11 protein-coding genes are annotated in these 17,224 nt (G+C 67.2%); 3 read left to right on the top strand and 8 right to left on the bottom strand.

The annotated features are described in order from the left end of the window. Positions 1-40 precede the first annotated feature (40 nt). The 8 genes from QE379_RS08805 to QE379_RS08770 form a co-directional block, all read right to left on the bottom strand. A complete protein-coding gene (locus QE379_RS08805; protein ID WP_306999730.1) occupies positions 41-820 on the bottom strand; it encodes an IclR family transcriptional regulator in 780 nt (259 codons plus the stop codon). A gap of 126 nt (positions 821-946) precedes the next feature. Continuing rightward, the gene (gene nagE, locus QE379_RS08800; RefSeq protein ID WP_306999729.1) at positions 947-2,674 is read right to left on the bottom strand and encodes an N-acetylglucosamine-specific PTS transporter subunit IIBC; all 1,728 of its coding nucleotides are present in this window, start codon (positions 2,672-2,674) and stop codon (positions 947-949) included. Beyond that, positions 2,671-5,121, bottom strand: a complete 2,451-nt coding sequence (gene ptsP / locus QE379_RS08795) for a phosphoenolpyruvate--protein phosphotransferase (RefSeq protein WP_306999728.1) — start codon at positions 5,119-5,121, stop codon at positions 2,671-2,673. Before ptsP ends, nagE begins: the two co-directional genes overlap by 4 nt. A 53-nt stretch (positions 5,122-5,174) precedes the next feature. Then, positions 5,175-8,081 (bottom strand): beta-galactosidase GalA, encoded by a 2,907-nt coding sequence (galA, locus tag QE379_RS08790; protein WP_306999727.1) that lies wholly within the window; start codon positions 8,079-8,081, stop codon positions 5,175-5,177. Then, positions 8,078-9,229 (bottom strand): N-acetylglucosamine-6-phosphate deacetylase, encoded by a 1,152-nt coding sequence (gene nagA, locus QE379_RS08785; protein WP_306999725.1) that lies wholly within the window; start codon positions 9,227-9,229, stop codon positions 8,078-8,080. Before nagA ends, galA begins: the two co-directional genes overlap by 4 nt. Then, positions 9,226-10,254, bottom strand: a complete 1,029-nt coding sequence (locus QE379_RS08780; RefSeq protein WP_307003143.1) for an SIS domain-containing protein — start codon at positions 10,252-10,254, stop codon at positions 9,226-9,228. The genes nagA and QE379_RS08780 overlap by 4 nt, the downstream gene beginning before the upstream one ends. A gap of 4 nt (positions 10,255-10,258) precedes the next feature. Continuing rightward, the gene (locus QE379_RS08775; RefSeq protein WP_267433681.1) at positions 10,259-10,996 is read right to left on the bottom strand and encodes a GntR family transcriptional regulator; all 738 of its coding nucleotides are present in this window, start codon (positions 10,994-10,996) and stop codon (positions 10,259-10,261) included. A 116-nt stretch (positions 10,997-11,112) separates the two neighbouring features. Next, complete coding sequence (locus tag QE379_RS08770; protein WP_306999724.1) at positions 11,113-11,859, bottom strand: copper homeostasis protein CutC; 747 nt, start codon at positions 11,857-11,859, stop codon at positions 11,113-11,115. A gap of 291 nt (positions 11,860-12,150) precedes the next feature. On the opposite strand from QE379_RS08770, the gene QE379_RS08765 reads away from it, so the two are divergent. From QE379_RS08765 to QE379_RS08755, 3 genes are all read left to right on the top strand, one after another. Next, on the top strand, positions 12,151-14,964 hold the full coding sequence (locus QE379_RS08765) for a TonB-dependent receptor (protein WP_306999723.1): 2,814 nt from the start codon (positions 12,151-12,153) through the stop codon (positions 14,962-14,964). Positions 14,965-15,267: 303 nt separating this feature from the next. Further along, positions 15,268-16,152 (top strand): UDP-2,3-diacylglucosamine diphosphatase, encoded by an 885-nt coding sequence (locus QE379_RS08760; protein WP_307003142.1) that lies wholly within the window; start codon positions 15,268-15,270, stop codon positions 16,150-16,152. A gap of 20 nt (positions 16,153-16,172) precedes the next feature. Further along, positions 16,173-17,201 (top strand): glycosyltransferase family 1 protein, encoded by a 1,029-nt coding sequence (locus QE379_RS08755; protein ID WP_306999722.1) that lies wholly within the window; start codon positions 16,173-16,175, stop codon positions 17,199-17,201. Positions 17,202-17,224: the final 23 nt, after the last annotated feature.

The following is a 17,224-nucleotide window of genomic DNA, read 5'->3' as shown; positions in this document are numbered from 1 at the left end:
GGGCTCTATCGCCGCGAAGCGGGATCGCGACAAGCGGCGATCAGACCCGCAGGTCGCCGCCGATCAGTTGTTCCGACACCTGCTTCGCCGCATCGCAAAGTTCGGCCAGAACCTCATCCTCGCCGGCGACCGCGTCGATGATGCGGACGAACGGGACGGTCAACACCGCGCAAGCGCGCGACCCGCGCATGATCGGCGCGGCCAGTTCGACCATGCCGAGCAGTTCGACGCTTTCCGCCTGGGCGAAACCCTGTGCCCGCATCGCATCCGCCTCGACCCGCAATTCGCTCAGTGCCTGTTCGGACAATGGCGGATCGAACATCGCCTCCCACTCCCGACGGATCGCCTCCGGCTGGCACGCATAGAGCAAGATGCCCGACGGCGTTTCATGCATGGGACGGCGATAGCCGACGCGCACCGAGAAACCGACCGTGGTGTCCGCCTCCATGCGCGCGATAACCGACGAAGCGGCACCCGATGCGATGGCGAGATAACAGGATTGGCCGATCCGATCCGACAGCAGCCGCATCTCGGGCAGCGCCTGCTCCATCAGGCTACGGACCGGCGGCCGCTTCAGACCCAGATGGAACAGGCGCGAGGTGATGACATAGCCATCGGGACCCTGCGTCACGTAACCGCGATGTTCGAGCACCTGGATCATCCGGAACAACTCGCCCGTCGAGCGTCCCAGCCGGTTGACGATGGCGCTCACCGTCAGGGGGCTTTCCTCGGCCGACAGCAGTTCGAGTATGTCCAGCCCCTTTTCCAACGCCGGCGCTCGGTAGAGGCGCTTGTCGTCAACGTTGGCAACCCTATCCATAATCAATCAGGAATCTCCATCGCGATCCCAGTACCGCCCGGTCGGAATCGCTCCATGCAACGTTCCGCAACGCCTACTCCGATTGCCCAATGGGCGGCAATATCAGAAACTTAAATCCAACCTAGTTTAACCGTCGAGCAGATGGACGACGTTCAGCCCGACGCGCGCCAGCCCCCGAGCCGATGACGGAAGCTCGACCGCGACCTTGGCATCGTCCTTCAGTTCGACGCGCCAACGCCCGGCATATCGGGTGACCGACAGAATGTTGTCCGAACCGCCCACGACGCGCGCCAGCGCATCGGGCAGGGTTTCCGCCTTTGCGGCCACGGGGGCGGATACTACCGGGTCGGCCGCAATCGGCGTAGCGGTTACGCGTGCCGCCGAGGCCGCGATCGGCCCCGCCTCCATCGCCGCTCGCATCTCCATCGCAACCGTATCGGCCACCGGACCCAGCACAACCTGCACCCCGTTCGCAGAGGGCCGCAATATGCCACGCGCGCCCAGTCGCTTCAATCCGGGCTCGTCGACCTGAGCCGGATCGGCCACGATCAGGCGCAGGCGCGTGGTGCAGGCGGCAACCTCGGTCAGATTGGCACTGCCCCCCATCGCGGCGACGAAGGACGCGCCTCGCCCGCCCTCGACCGCAGACCCGGCCTCGTTCGCGGTATCGCCTTCGGTCACCGCTTCGACATCGCGGCCCGGCGTCTGGAGGTTCCAGCGGCGGATGGCGAAGCGGAACACGGCATAATAGATCAGCGCATAGGCCACTCCGACAGGGATCAGCAGCAACGGCTTGGTCGCCTGTCCGAAGTTCAGCACATAGTCGAACAGCCCGGCCGAAAAGCCATAGCCCAGCCGCACGCCCAGCGCGTTCATCAGCGCTTCCGACAGGCCGGTCAGGACGGCGTGAAAGGCGTAGAGGACGGGCGCCAGGAACATGAAGCTGAACTCGATCGGCTCGGTCACGCCGGTCAGGAACGACATCAGCGCCAGGCTGAACAGCATCCCGCCGACCGCCTTTTTCCGTTCCGGCAGCGCCTCGTGATACATGGCGAGGCAGGCGGCGGGCAGGCCGAACATCATGACCGGGAAGAAACCGCTCATGAAGGCCCCCGCCGTCGGGTCGCCCGCGAAGAAGCGGTTCAGGTCGCCGGTCTTGCCGTGGAAGTCACCGACCACGAAATAGGCCACGGTGTTCAGAATGTGATGGAGACCGGTGACGATCAGCAACCGGTTGAGCACGCCGAAGGCGAAGAGCCCCAGGCCACCGGCCTGCACCACGCCCTGGCTGAGGCCATCGATCCCGGCATTGACCGGCCCGAACGCCACGCCCAGCAGACCCGCCAGCGCAAGGCCCGCAATCCCCGAGATGATCGGCACGAACCGCCGACCGCCAAAGAAGGCCAGATATTCCGGCATCTTGATCGTGGCGAAACGATTATAGAAGCCGCCGCCGATCAACCCTCCGACGATACCGACCGGCACATCGAATTTGTGAACCGCCTTGGTCCGCCATGCGGCATCGATCGTCGCGGCGATATCCTTGGCCAGCCCTGCGCCGGTGCCGGGCGGCGGTACGACCAGCGTCTCGGCACCCTTGATGGTGACGAGGTAGCAGGTGATCCCCGCCAGCGCCGCCGCGCCATTGCCGTCGCGGGCAAAGGCGGTGGCGACGCCGACCGCGAACAACAGGCCGAGATTGTCGAAGATCGCATTGCCGGCATTGGCCATGAAGGCGATGTTCAACAGGTCGGGCTGCCCCAGCCGGAGCAGCAACCCCGCCACCGGCAGGACCGCGATGGGCAGCATCAGCGCCCGACCGAGCGATTGAAGCGAGGCCATGGGCGAGCTCATGCGCCGATCTCCTGAAGCATCTTGGTGACATGCGCGCGCACCGCCGGGGCGGAAGGCAGCGCCAGCGCCTGCATCGCCGCCGCGCGGCAACGGGCGAGGTCGAGCTTGCCGACCAGCGCCTTGATCGCGGCGACGCGCGCCGGCGGCACCGACAATTCGGTCACGCCCAGCCCCAGCAGGATCGGCACCGCCAGCCGGTCGGCCGCCAGCGAGCCGCACACCCCCACCGGCGTATCGTTTCGCGCCGCGCCGTCGCAGGTCGCGCCGATCAGCCGCAGCACCGCCGGATGAAGGCCATCGACCCCGGCCGCCACCGCCGCGTTACCGCGATCCATGGCGAGGGTGTATTGGGTCAGGTCGTTGGTCCCGATCGAGAAGAAGTCCGCCTTGCGCGCCAGGATATCGGCGGAGATCGCGGCGGCGGGCGTTTCGATCATCACGCCGACCTCGGCCTTTCCGCCCTGCCGCTCGACGACCGCACGGACCGCCTCCAGTTCTGACAGGCTGGCGACCATCGGCGCCATGATCCGGCATGGCTGGCGGACCGACAGGATCGCCCCGACCTGATCCTCCAGCAATTGCGGATCGGCCAGCGACACACGAATACCGCGCAGGCCCAGCGCCGGATTCTCCTCGACGGGCAGGTCCATATAGGGCGCGGGCTTGTCTCCGCCGACGTCGAGCAGCCGGACGATCATCGGCCGGTCGCCCAGCGCATCGGCGATCGCCTGATAATCCCTGGCCTGTTCCTCGCGGGTCGGCGCGGTGGCGCGGTCCAGGAACAGAAATTCGGTGCGCAACAGGCCACAGCCCTCGGCACCTTCCCGCACCGCCACCTCGGCATCGGCGACCGAGCCCAGATTGGCGAACATCTCGATCCGGGTGCCGTCGAGCGTGCGGCAAGGACCTTGCGCAGCGCGGGCGGCCTCCATCTCGGCCTTGCGACGGGCGATGGTATCGCGCGCGTCCGCTTGCGCCTCCGCATCCGCGTCGGGATCGATCAGACCGCGATCGGCGTCGAGGATGATGTCGCGGCCATCCTCCAGCGCAGCCAGCGGATCGCCGAACGCCACCGCCATCGGCAGTCCCATGCCCGCCGCCAATATGGCGGCGTGCGAGGTCGGGCCGCCCCGGACCAAGGCGATGCCCGCAACGCTGGCGGCGTCGAGCGCGGCGACCTGGCTGGGCAGCAGGTCTTCGGCGACCAGGATCGCCCCGGCGGGGACGCTGGGCCCCTCGATCGGCAATCCGGCAAGGGCGGCCAGGACATGACGTTCCAGATCGCGCAGATCGTCGGCACGCTCGGCGATACGTCGGTCGCCGCTCGACAGAAGGATCGCGACCTGTTCGGCGATCGCCTCCTGCCACGCCACGCCCGCGCTCAGGCCCCGGCCGATTGCCGTCAATGCCGCCTCGCTGAGCGTCGGGTCGGACAGCATCGCGCCATGCGCGGCCATCACCCCACCGCGCGCGCCACCGGCGGTGGCGGCCTGCTCCAGCCCTTCGCGGACGCGGGCCAGCGCATCGTTCAGCTTCGTGGTTTCTTCGTCCGCCGATCCGGCGACCGTCTCGACCGGGATGGCCGCACGGGTCAGCCGGTGGATCGGCCCTACCGCCAGCCCCGGTGCGGCGGGCACGCCGCCCAGCCCCGGCCCTTCGGCACGGGCGGGCTCCGGGGCCTCGACCGGCGTCTCCTCCACCGTGGCGTCCTTCAGGAACGTGATGACATCGGCCAGCGCGGCGGCGGCCTGCGCGCCGCTCGCCTCGATCCGAACCGTCGCGCCATGGCCCAGGCCCAGCCCCAACAATCCGACCGCGCTTAAAGCCGAGGCATGGCGATCGCCGTGATAGAGCGTGACCTTCGCCTCATGCCGCCGCACCGCCTCGACCAGTCGCGCAGCGGGGCGGGCGTGGAGACCGTGCGACAGTGCGACGACCGTTTCCTGCACCAGCGTCTCGCCACCGGCGACGCTTTCAACGGCCTCACCCGCGAGCGGCACGACGCGCAACAGCGGATCGCCGACCGCGACCAGCCCCTTGGCGATCAACTCGACACCATAGAGGGTGGCGTCGGCGACGATGATCGGCGTCACCACGGCGGGCGCATTGCGCACCAGATGGTCGAGGTCGAAACGGATCAGCGGCTGCCCCGCCAGCACCTTCGCCCCCGCCTGCACCTGCGGGGTCAGCCCCTGGCCGCCCAGCGACACGGTGTCGATGCCGATATGGCAGATCAACTCATAGCCATCGGTGCTGCGCAGAGTGACCGCGTGCCCCGCCTCGTGCACGGTCAGGACGACCGCGTCGCAAGGGGCGCAGAGCATGTCGTTCACCGGGTCGATCGCGATGCCATCGCCCAGCATCTTCTCGGCGAAAACCGCGTCCGGCACGTCCGCCAGCGGCGTCACCCAACCCGCCAGAGGGGCAAAAACGGTCAGGTCACTCATTGCAGTCACTTTCGCCAAATCGCTTCCTTTGTCGGTTGAGCAGGCCCCGCCGGTCAGCGGTCGCGCACCGACACCCGGCCCAGCAGGCCGCTCTCGATATTGCCCAGCCCCGCGACGATCAGGACGATCGTCCGCTTGCCCACGCCCGGTGCCAGCGGCGCGACGAGCGGGCCGGGCTGAGGATCGCGCTTCTCCGCGACCATCTTCCCATCGACCCACAGGCTGGCCATGCCGCCGACCGAGGCGAAGCGGATCTCCCCGCCCCGCGCCGCCACCGCATGACGCGGCGTCATCACGGTGCGATAGACGCGATATCCCGCCGCCTCCGCCGGGGTCGGCGTGCCCGCCCGGACAAAGGCCCAGCCGTTATTGTCGTTCGAGGCGGGCGCGAAATCGGGCGAGGGCTTGGTATCCTGCCGCTCCGACCGCCGCCAGTCGCGCAAGTCCATGTCGCCCGCCGCCACCGGCACCTGCGCGCGCGGGACCACGCCCAGCCGGTCGAGCCGCAGGGTGGCCGGCTTCAACCCGTCCGCCGTCGCCCGGATCGTGATCCGCCCGCGCCCGGTATCGGGCCGCACGATCATCTGCGCCAGACCGTTGAACAGCGAGCGCTGGTTGCCCTTTTCGGATTCGTGGCTGTTGGGATCGCCATTGCCTACGCCGATGATCGCCCCGCCCTCGATCGTGAAGCGGGTCATCAGATTGGCGGTCGGAACGTGACGCCCCTTGGCATCGACCGCGTCGATGGTGATCGCCTGCGCATCTTCGGTATCGCCCGCCATCACGGTGCGCGCCGGGGTCAGGCGGAGCGCGACCGGCGCGCCGGTGGTCTCATGCGCGGCGCGTGCCACCTCGCGCCCGCCGCGATAGGCGATAGCCTCGATCCGGCCCGGCGCGTACGGCACGGTCCATTCATTGCCCATCAGCCGGTCGACCGCCGCCTCGCCCATCGTCTTGCCGTTCAGGCGAAGGACGACGCGCTCGGCATTGGACAGGACCATGACCTTGGTCGGCTTGCCCTCGCGCCCCGGCCAGGTCCAGTGCGGCGCGATCGCAACGACGGCCTCGTCATCGACCCAGGCGGCGCGGTGGATGTCGAATGCGGTCTTGGGGAAGCCGCACAGATCCATGATGCCGAAGAAGCTGGCGATGGTCGGCCATTCATAGGGCGTCGGCTCGCCATGATAGTCGAAGCCGGTCCACACGAACCCGCCCGCGACATAGGGCCGGTCGGCGATCTTCTTCCACGCGACACGGTGGGTCGCGCCCCAGCTCGCCGCCTCGTCGTCATAGCTGGAGGCGATGTGGCGCGCGGGGTCGCTCTCGAAAGCACCGCGCGTCATGAACGCGCTGGTGTCCTCCGAGCTGGTCATCGGCTTGGTCGGATTGAGCTGATGATAGCGGTCGTAATCGCCCTGATAGTAATTGAACCCGGTCACATCGACGACCTGCGCGACGTTGATCGGGTTGAAGAAGGCACCGTTCATCGCCGCGGTCACCGGTCGGCTGTCGTCCAGCGCGCGGACCCAGTGCGCCATCCGCTTGACCATCTCGACGCCCGACGGCGTGCCCTGCATCGGTTCTTCGTTGAAGACCGACCACAGGATGACGCTGGGATGATTGCGGTCGCGGCGGACCAGCCATTCCAGTTGCGCGCGATATTCGGGCGCGGGGTTGAACTGGCGGTTCTCGTCCATCACGACCAGACCCAGCCGGTCGCACCAGTCGAGAAGCTCGGGCGTCGGCGCGTTGTGGCTGGAGCGGACCGCGTTGCAGCCCATCGCCTTCAACCGCTCCAACCGCCAGCCGATCAGCGCATCGGGGATCGCGGTGCCCACGCCCGCATGATCCTGATGCAGGCAGACGCCCTTCAGCTTGACCGGCTTTTCGTTGAGGAAAAAGCCCTTGTCCGCATCGAAGCGGATGGTGCGGAAGCCGATCGGCACGCGGCGCTCATCGGCCAACTGCCCGTCGCGGAGCAGCCGGACATGCAGGGTGTAGAGCGTCGGGCGCTCGATCGACCAGAGCGTCGGGTCGCTGACCGGCAGGTCCAGCGTCGCCGTCCCTTCGTCCAGCGACGGCACGCTCGCCTGCGCCTGGCCGGTGGCGACCACGCGGCCCTGCGGATCCAGCAGCCGTGCCTCGACCGTGACCGGGGTTTCCGTAGGGGCGATGCTGGTCAGCGTCATGGTGACGGGGACATGCCAGCCGCCATCGGCGCGGCGGCGGGGATCGCCATGCACGCCGTCCGTGGCGATCGAGACGGCCGCATAATCGCCCAGCCAGACATGGCGGTAGAGCCCGGCGCCCTCATACCACCAGCCCTCCATGGCGTTGGCATCGACGCGGACCGCGACGACATTGGCCTCGTCCCCGAACCGCGCGAAGGGGGTCAGGTCGATGCGGATCGCGCTATAGCCCGAGAAATTGTGCGAGACGACGCTGCCATTGACCCAAACAGTGGCGTTGGTCGCGACGCCGCCGAACTCCAGCTCGATCCGGCGACCGCGAAGCGCGGGGTCCAGCCGGAAGGTGCGGCGATACCAGCCGATCCCGCGCGCGCGATAGCCTTGCGCGACATTGGCGGTCTTCTCGAAGGGCTGGAACGAGGCCCAGTCGTGCGGCAGGTCGACCGACTGCCAGTCGCTGTCGTCAAAATCGACCGCCGCCGCGCCGCGCGCATTGCCCGCCTTGACCGAGGCATAGGTCGCGTCATGCGTTTCCAGCGGCGCAGGGTCGACATCGCCCTCATGGAACATCCATCCGCGATCCATCAGCACGCGCGCCGCGTCCTGCACCGGCAGGGCGGCGGGAAGCGTGTCGACCGGTTCGGGCATGGGAAGCGCGCCGGCCCCCTCCGCCGGGCGGCGCCGTGCGGCGAAGACGGGCATGGGGGCGATCCCCCCGACCAGTCCCACGACGGCGCTGCCCAGCAGCAGTTCGCGGCGCGCGACGGTCATGCCGCAATCCTCTCTGGCTTGGCGATACGGGTCTCGACCGGCTTCAATACGGCGTCGAGCACCACCCAATCGGCGCGCAGGCCGGGGGCGAGCGAACCACGCTCATGGCTGAGGCCCAGGAACGCCGCCGGATTGGTCGCGGCCATCGCGGCGGCCCGATCGACGGTGATGCGCAACTGCTCGACCGCATTGGCGACCGCCGAGCCCATGTCGAGGTCCGAACCCGCCAGCGTGCCGTCGGCATAGGCGCACTTGCCGCCCGACACATCGATATGCCGTCCGTGCAGCACGAAGTCCTTCTGGACCGCGCCCACCGACGACATCGCATCGGTGACCAGCATCAGCTTGTCGAAGGGCCGCGCCTTCAACGCCAGCCGCAGCATCGGCGCGGAGACGTGGAAGCCGTCGATTATGAGGCCCGAATAAGGGCGCGGATCGTCGAGCGTCGCGCCCGCCAGCCCCGGCACACGCTGCTGCATCGCGGGCATGGCGTTGTAGAGATGCGTGATGCCCGACAGGCCGACATCGAACGCCGCCATCGCCTGCTCATAGCTCGCCTCGCTATGCCCCGCGCTGACCAGCACGCCCGCCGCGACCAGCCGCTCGATCGTGGCGACCGGCACCCGTTCGGGCGCGATGGTCAGCATGACCTTGCCACGGCGCGGGCGGGTCAGGACGGCGACCATATCGTCGTCCAGATCGCGGAAGCGCGTCGGGTCGTGGATACCTTTCCGCGCCGGGTTGAGCACTGGCCCCTCGACATGGATGCCGACGATGCCGGGCACTCCGGCCGCGATCGCTTCATCGATGGCGTCGAGGGCGCGGGCGATCTTGTCGGGCGTTTCGCTGACCAGGGTCGGCAGCATCGCTGTCGTGCCATAGGCGGCATGGGCCGCCGCCATGGTCGCGATGCCGTCCACGTCGAGGCGATCGTTGAACAGCACACCGCCGCCGCCATTGACCTGCGTGTCGATATAGCCGGGCACGACCCAGCCGCCGTTCAGGTCGATCGTGTCGCCCCCATTCTGACCAACGCCCTCCACCGCGCCGATCGACGCGATCCGGTCGCCCTGCACGACGATCTCCGCGCCCGGCAGGACACCGTCCGCCGTCGCGACATGACCATTGATGAAGCGGAAGCGGGTCATAGCGTACGGGTCACTTTCTGTAGGTGCGGCGGCGAGTCGGGGTCCATGCCACGGGCGAGCGCCAGCGCCTCGACCATGCGGTAGAAGCTGGCGAGCATCGCGATCGGCTCCAGCGCGGGGTGGCCTTCGACCATGGGCAGCGCACCGCCCTGCCCCGCGACGAACGGCTTGGCGCCACGCTCCGCGAACTGGTCGGCGACCGCCTTCACATCCTCGCCCGCCACATCCGAGGTGGCGAAGCCGAGCACCGAATAGCCGGGCTCTACGATGCGCATCGGGCCGTGCCGGACTTCGGCGGCACTGAACGGCTCGGCCTGGATCGAGCAGGTTTCCTTGAGCTTCAGCGCGGCTTCCTGCGCCACGCCGTAACCGTAACCGCGACCCAGCACGAACATCTGGCTGACCTCGCGCAATCCCTCGACCGCCGGGGACCAGTCGAGGCCCAGCGCCTCTTCGACCTGACCCGGCAGTTCGGCGAGCGCGGCCTCCAGCGTTTCGTCCCCCGCCCAGGCGGCGGCGAGTTGCGCCAGACCCGCCAGCGCGGTCAGGCAGGACTTGGTGGCGGCGACGGCCTTTTCGGGACCGGCCGACAGCGGCAGGAAGGTGTCCGCGCCGGTTGCCAGCGGCGACTCCTCATCGTTCACGAGCGCCACGATATGCGCGCCGCCCGCCCGATACGCCTCGACTGTCGCCAGCAGGTCCGGGCTGCGCCCCGACTGCGAGATGGCGATGACCAGCGCACCCTGCACCTTCATCGGCGTTTCGAAGATCGACGCGACCGAGGGAGCCGCCGACGACACCGGCACGCCGGTCTTCGTTTCCAGGATATATTTGCCATAGGTCGCGGCATGGTCCGACGACCCACGCGCGATGGTGATGATCACCGGCGGCGGGGCGGCACGCAGCCGCTCGGCCAGCGCCCTGACGGTCGGCGCGTTGCGCGCGAGCAGCCGGGCGATCGCCTCCGGCGCCTCGCCCGCTTCCGCTCCCATCAGGGTGCCGGTTCCCGCTTTACCGGCGGTCATCAGTTCAGACATCTGTCAACTCCGCGACGAAATCATAGGCATCACCGCGATAGAAGGACTGGGTATATTCCACCGCCCGTCCATCGCGCAGAAATCCGCGCCGCTCGATCAACAGGCCCGCATGGCCCGGATCGACGTTCAGCATCTTGGCATGGTCCGCGCCGAACGGCACCGCGCGCAGGCGTTGCAGCGCGCGCACCGGTCGATGCCCCGCCCGATCCAGCGCCGCGTAGAGCGAGCGGTCGACCGCCTCGATCGAGGGGAGCGCGAAACCGGCGATGGTCGAAACCTCGACCGCCATCGGCACCTCATCGGCGAAGCGCACGCGCTGGAACCGATAGACCGGCGCGCCCGGCGACAGGCCCAGCGACAGCGCTTCCTCCGGCGTGACCGTACCCGGCGCGCGGCTGACCCACTGGCTGCTCGGCGTGCGCCCGCGCGCGATCATGTCCTCGGAGAAGGAGGACAGCTTGGAGAAGCTCTTCTCGACACGCCCGGCGACGAAGGTGCCCGCGCCGCGCCGCCGCGTCAGCAGCCCTTCCTCGACCAGACCGCCGATCGCCTTCCTCACCGTGATCCGCGACACGTCATATTCGATCGCCAGATCGCGCTCGGCCGGGATGGCATCGTCCTCCGCCAGTACATTGCCGTTGATCGCGTCGCGCAACAGCTGCTGAAGCTGAAGGTATAACGGCGCGGGGTTCCCCTTTCGGAAGGAGCCGACCTGCGCCGAAAATGTCATGGCCGCGCCATCCCCCTTTGCCCGGGCGTCACTCATGCCACGCCCCGCTTCGCCACTTGATCTATCGCAGCCCTACCGGTCGGGCAATAGGTATTATATTTGGCATACATTGGATTTCATCTCCACTTGATAGCCTGTCTTAGCGCCGCGATCCGCGCGGGCTCGGTTCGTCGTCGGGGGCCCGATGCGAAGCCCATCGCCTCGATCCGCGAATCCCCCCAGGGCTCGCGCACGCTGGCGGAGGCATGGACCGCATCAACCCCGGTCCGGGCGACCAGTTGCGCCGCATTGTCCGCCGAAACACCCGACCCCGCGATGATCGCCATGCGCCCGCTGGCCGCCGCAACCATGTCCGCGATGACCGCCGCGCCCTGTTCCGCCGTCACCGCGCCGCCCGAGGTCAGCACATGGTCATAGCCCAGCCGTGCCACCGCCTCGACCGCCGCGACGGGGTCCGCGACCAGATCGATGGCGCGGTGGAGCACGATCGCGACGCCCTTGGCCGCATCCCGCCAGCGCGCCAATATGTCGAGGTCCAGTTGCCGGTCGTCCGCCATCGCGCCGACCACGACGCCCGCAACGCCTTGCGTCACCATGCGCTCGATTTCCGCCGTCGCCAGAGCGACATCGCGGTCGTCATAACGGAAATCGCCATCGCGCGGGCGTACCATCGCATGGACCGGCACACCGGATTCGACCGCGCAGGCGACCAGGGCCGCCGATGGCGTGAGTCCACCCAGCGCCAGCGCCCCGCACAGCTCGATCCGGTCGCCGCCGGCCGCCGCGACGGCAGCCACGCCATCGGCATCGTCGACGCAAATCTCCAACAGCGTCGACCCAATTCGGGACGGTGGTATCGCCATGGCCTGCATCCCCCAAAGTCTCTTCTCGACGGCCGCTCCGCCCCTGACACGGCGAACGCCGGGATTGCGTCATTTAAGCAGCACGGGGCGCGATGCGCCAGCATAATGGTCCCATGAACCAAACGTCACATTTTTCCCGTTTACGGACCAATGTCATTTTGGTTACAAGTTGGTGTCTCGAGCATACTGTATAAAAAAGATGCCGACGGGAGGAAGCCATCGACCTCCCGACCCGAGGATCGACAAGGCTTCGCGAGATGGCGCGACAGCAATTGGGGGGATTTCAGCGTGTTGAGCTTTCGTAGCATCATCCTGACCGCGACCGCACTCGCGGGTATCCAGGGCACCGCCTTCGCACAGACCAGCGGACAGACCGCCGACGCGCCGACGCAGACCGCGCCGGGCAGCGATCAGTCCGATAGCAGCGGCGACGTCGTCGTCACCGGCATCCGCAGCAGCCTTCGCAACGCCATCAACGTCAAGCGCGAGGCGAACGCCGTCGTCGACGTGATCACCGCCGAGGACGTGGGCAAGTTCCCCGACCGCAACGTCGCGGAATCGCTGTCGCACATTCCGGGCGTCAGCATCGACCGCCGCTTCGGCGAGGGCGAGAAGGTCGCGATCCTGGGCACCGATCCGGCGCTCAACCGCATGCTGCTCGACGGCCACGCGCTGGCCTCGGCCGACTGGGGCGGCAACGACAACGACCCGTCCAGCCGTACCTTCAACTATTCGCTGCTCGCCCCCGAACTGGTCGACCGCCTCGAAGTCTACAAGTCGCCGGAACCGCGCATCGAGGAAGGCAGCCTGGGCGGCACGGTCATCGTGCGCACCCGTCGTCCGCTCGACCTCGCGCCCAATTCGGTCTTCGCCTCGGGCGGCTATTCGTACAATGACCGTTCCGAAAAGGGCAATGTCCGCGCCTCGGGCCTGTATAGCTGGCACAATCAGGCCGACAATTTCGGCTTCCTGGTCGCCGCCACCTATGACCGCCAGAGCCTGACCCGCGCGGGTGTCGAGTTCTTCGGCTATGAGCGCGGCGACGAGCGTTTCTTCCAGACGCAGAAGAACGCCAAGGACGAGACGCTGCGCGGCGCCGACGGCCGCCCCCTGCTGATCTACGATGCGGGCGGCCAGCCGCTGCTGAAGAATACCAACGCCACGGTCACCGGCGGCACGCGCCAGGATCTGGCCAACGCCTATCTGCCCTTCGGCATCAACTATGCCTATTTCCAGCAGACCCGCGAGCGCGCCAGCGTGTCGGGCACGATCCAGTATCGCCCGGCCGACAATCTGACGCTGACCCTGAACGGGCTGCACATCGACGGCAATTACAACAATTACAGCCAGTCGATGTACACCATCCCCGGCGCCTGGACCGGCGACGTGTTGCAGACCGCCAATGTCAGCAACGGCACGGTCAACTCGGCCAGCTTCGGCGCGGCCAACAGCCAGTCGTCGCAGCTCGACACGTTGGTCCGCAAGACCAAGCTGAAGACCGACAACCTCAACTTCTTCGCCGATTGGGAAGGCGATGACGGCGCCAAGATCAGCTTCGCGGGCGGCTGGTCGCGCGCGGTCGGTGGCCGCAACCCCGAATATCTGTTCAACGTGCAGACCAGGCTGCCGTTCAGCTATGCGTTCGGGCCGAAGTCGGCGACGGTGAACTATGTCGGCGATCCGACCAACCCCGCGAATTATTTCACCAACCCGAACAACAATGCCGCCACGATCGAGGGCCGTCCGGTCATCGTCAACGGCCAGCCGCTGAACGCCGCGCAGATCGGCGGGCTGGATTACAGCGTCACCACCGACCGTGACATTTACGGCGGCTATGACGCGACCATCCCGGTCGAATTCGGCCCCTTCACCCAGATCCTGCTGGGCAGCCGCGTGACCGACCACGTCAACCGGCTCGATGCGCGCGGCATCAACACCTATATGACGACCTCGATGACCGCCGACAAACTGGGCGTGCCCACGCTGGTCACGCCGGGCGGCGTGTTCGACGGAACCGGCGGCTCGGGCAATGCGACCCAGTATCTGAACCTGCCCGACCAGGCGGTGATCGACATCCTGTCCAAGGCGATCAACAGCCCGCTGGTCAACAAGATCGGTGCCTCCACCCGCGTGCGCGAAACCGTCATGGCGTCCTATGTCCAGGCGAATTTCGACCAGGGCGGCCTGCGCGGCAATATCGGTGGTCGTCTGGTCTATACCCGCGACCAGTCCCGCTATGCGGTGACGCAGAGCAACCTCACCAATCCGGTGCCGGTGCCCACCACGACCACCACCGATTATCTGAAGTTCCTGCCCAGCGTGAACCTCGCCTATTCGATCAGCCCGCAGGTGATCGTGCGCGGTGCGGTCGCCCGGGTGATCTCGCGGCCGCGCTATGAGGATCTGGCGGCATCCCTGTCGCTCAACAACGTCACCCTCGACGGCGGCGGCGGCAATCCGAACCTGAAGCCCTATGAGTCGACCAATTACGAACTGACGGCGGAATGGTATCCGCGCGCCGGCTCGCTGGTGGCGGTCGAGCTGTTCCGTCGCGACATCTCGAACTACATCATCAACACCCGCACCAATGCGGTGTATTTCAACACGCTGGCGGGTGCGCTGACCACCTATAACATCAACCAGCCGATCAATGGCGGCAAGGCGAAGGTCAATGGCGCGCTGATTTCGGGTCAGACCGAAATCTGGGGCGGCTTCGGCATCCAGGCGAACTATTCGTACCAGGACAGCTCGACCTCGTCGGTCGACACGACGGGTGCGGCGCTCAACCTGCCCTATCTGTCGCGTCACACGGTCAACGTGATCCCCTATTTCGAAAGCGGGATCTTCCAGGCGCGGCTGAGCTACAATTATCGTTCGAGCTATTTCCGCACGATCGGTCGCCTCGGCTCGCGCGAGATGGTGGCGCCGTACAGCCAGCTCGACTTCTCGGCGGGTGTGAACCTGTCCAAGGAGATCACGCTGACCTTCAACGCCCAGAACCTGCTGGACGAAACCTATTACCAGTATAACGCGACGCCGGACCGTCCGACCGCCTTCTACAAGAACGGCCGGACCTATTCCGCAGCCGTGGCGGTGCGGTTCTAACTTTCCTCTCTTCTTAAGCCCCTCCCGCAGGCGGGAGGGGTTTGGGGAGGGAAAGGCCGCGGGCGATAGCCTCGGTGAGAATCCCTGCCCTCCCCCATCCCCTCCCGTTTGCGGGAGGGGCGTGAGACACACGAAGTTCGGTTCGTCGAGACAGCCCGTCGGTCCCATGGATCGGCCGGGCTTTTTCTTTGCCCATGACTTGAACCGGTCACGAAACTGCTTTGCCTCTGTCACCGATCTGCGATGCGGGCGTAACAGATGACGGGCATGACAGCATCGACGCTCAAGCGTGGGGGAACGCCGATGCCGATGACCAGCATTCCGATCGATGGCGCATTGCACGAGGACGCCGCCATTCTTGACTTCATTCCGCGTGCGCCGGTCACGCCGGAGCCGGAAGGCAATGAACGCCGCCGTTACCGCACCATCTGGATTTCCGACGTCCACCTGGGCACGCGCGGCTGCAATGCCGAAATGCTGATCGACTTTCTGGATCATGTCGACAGCGAAACCATGTATCTGGTCGGCGATATGATCGATGGCTGGCGGCTGAAGAAGAAATTCTACTGGCCCGCCGCGCACAATGACGTGGTCTGGCGGCTGCTGAAGCGTGCCAGGCGCGGCACCCGTGTCGTCTATATCCCCGGCAATCACGACGAGATCTTCCGCCAGTTCACCGGCATGGACTTCGGCGGCATCGCCATCTGTCGCAAGGCGATCCACGAGACGGCGGACGGTCGTCGCCTGCTGATCCTGCATGGCGACGAGTTCGACGCGATCACCCTGGCGCATCGCTGGCTCGCCCATGTCGGCGACTTCGCCTATACCGCGCTGATGGAGGTGAACCGCTGGGTCAACATCGTCCGGCGGTGGATGAAGCGCCCCTATTGGTCGCTGTCCAAGCACGCCAAGGCCAAGGTCAAGAACGCCGTCGCCTTCATCTCGCATTTCGAGGAAGTCGTCGCTCATGCGGCGGGCGCGCGCGGTGTCGACGGGGTGGTGTGCGGCCATATCCACACCGCAGAAATCCGTGAGATCGGCGGCGTCACCTATTATAATGACGGCGACTGGGTGGAGGGTTGCACCGCGCTGGTCGAGCATTTCGACGGCACGATGGAAATCCTGCACTGGGGCGATGAGATGGAGGCGCGGCGCAATCTGCCGACGGTCGCCGCCATCGCCGCCTGAACGAGAGGGACGGACGGGTCATGCGCATCGCGATCGTTACCGACGCCTGGTCGCCGCAGGTGAACGGCGTGGTCCGCACGCTGCAATCGGTCGCGGCGGAGTTGCGCGCGATGGGGCATGACCTGTCGATCGTCTCGCCCGATCTTTACCCCTCGGTCCCCTGCCCAACCTATCCCGAAATCCGCCTGGCTTTGCCCAGGCCGGGCGAAGTCGGGCGGACGCTGGCGGCGTTCCGGCCCGAAGCGGTCCATATCGCGACCGAGGGGCCGCTGGGACTGTCGGCGCGCCGCTGGTGCCTGAGCCGGGGGCTGCCCTTCACGACCGCCTATCACACCCAGTTTCCCGAATATGTCGCGGCGCGCATACGGGCGGTCAGCCCGGAATTCGTCTGGCGCTATGTCCGCTGGTTCCATGCGCCCTCCGCCGCGATCCTCGCCTCGACGCCCAGCGTGGCGCGGGCGCTGGCGGCGCATGGCCTGCCGCAAAGCCGCCATTGGGGGCGCGGGGTGGATACCACGCTGTTCCGCGCCGATGGCCCAAGCGACGGCGTCGTCCGCGCCCTGCCCGGCCCGGTCCAGCTTTATGCGGGCCGCGTCGCGGTAGAGAAGAACATCGCCGCCTTCCTCGCGACCGATGTACCGGGATCGAAGGTCGTGGTCGGCGACGGCCCGGCCCGCGCGGCCTTGGCGGCAGAATATCCACAGGTGCATTTCCTGGGTGCGAAGTTCGGTGAGGATCTGGCCGCCATCTACCGCGCGGCGGATGTGTTCGTCTTCCCAAGCCGGACCGACACCTTCGGACTGGTGATGATCGAGGCGCTCGCTTGCGGCACGCCGGTCGCCGCGCTGCCGGTGCAGGGGCCGCTGGATGTGCTGACCCCCCAGGTCGGGGTGATGGACGAGGCACTGGAGCGGGCCATCACGAAAGCCCTGACGCTCGATCGCGATCGCTGTGCGGCCTATGGGCAGGGCTTCACGTGGCGGGCGAGCGCCGAACAATTCCTGGCGGCCCTCGCCCCGATCGACCGAAGCCTGCGCATGGCGGCGTAGGTCGCTCTTCCTCCCCTGCGAGG

Origin of the sequence: Sphingomonas sp. SORGH_AS_0879, assembly GCF_030819175.1 — a bacterium.
Classification (GTDB): domain Bacteria; phylum Pseudomonadota; class Alphaproteobacteria; order Sphingomonadales; family Sphingomonadaceae; genus Sphingomonas.
This window is presented reverse-complemented; position numbering and strand designations above follow the sequence as displayed.

Excerpts from the sequence above, each read along its gene's own strand:
- nagE (WP_306999729.1), bottom strand. The coding sequence starts at position 2,674 with ATGAGCTCGCCCATGGCCTCGCTTCAATCGCTCGGTCGGGCGCTGATG.
- QE379_RS08760 (WP_307003142.1), top strand. The coding sequence starts at position 15,268 with ATGCCGATGACCAGCATTCCGATCGATGGCGCATTGCACGAGGACGCC.
- QE379_RS08775 (WP_267433681.1), bottom strand. The coding sequence starts at position 10,996 with ATGACATTTTCGGCGCAGGTCGGCTCCTTCCGAAAGGGGAACCCCGCG.
- QE379_RS08805 (WP_306999730.1), bottom strand. The coding sequence starts at position 820 with ATGGATAGGGTTGCCAACGTTGACGACAAGCGCCTCTACCGAGCGCCG.
- QE379_RS08755 (WP_306999722.1), top strand. The coding sequence starts at position 16,173 with ATGCGCATCGCGATCGTTACCGACGCCTGGTCGCCGCAGGTGAACGGC.
- QE379_RS08770 (WP_306999724.1), bottom strand. The coding sequence starts at position 11,859 with ATGGCGATACCACCGTCCCGAATTGGGTCGACGCTGTTGGAGATTTGC.
- ptsP (WP_306999728.1), bottom strand. The coding sequence starts at position 5,121 with ATGAGTGACCTGACCGTTTTTGCCCCTCTGGCGGGTTGGGTGACGCCG.
- galA (WP_306999727.1), bottom strand. The coding sequence starts at position 8,081 with ATGACCGTCGCGCGCCGCGAACTGCTGCTGGGCAGCGCCGTCGTGGGA.
- nagA (WP_306999725.1), bottom strand. The coding sequence starts at position 9,229 with ATGACCCGCTTCCGCTTCATCAATGGTCATGTCGCGACGGCGGACGGT.
- QE379_RS08780 (WP_307003143.1), bottom strand. The coding sequence starts at position 10,254 with ATGACCGCCGGTAAAGCGGGAACCGGCACCCTGATGGGAGCGGAAGCG.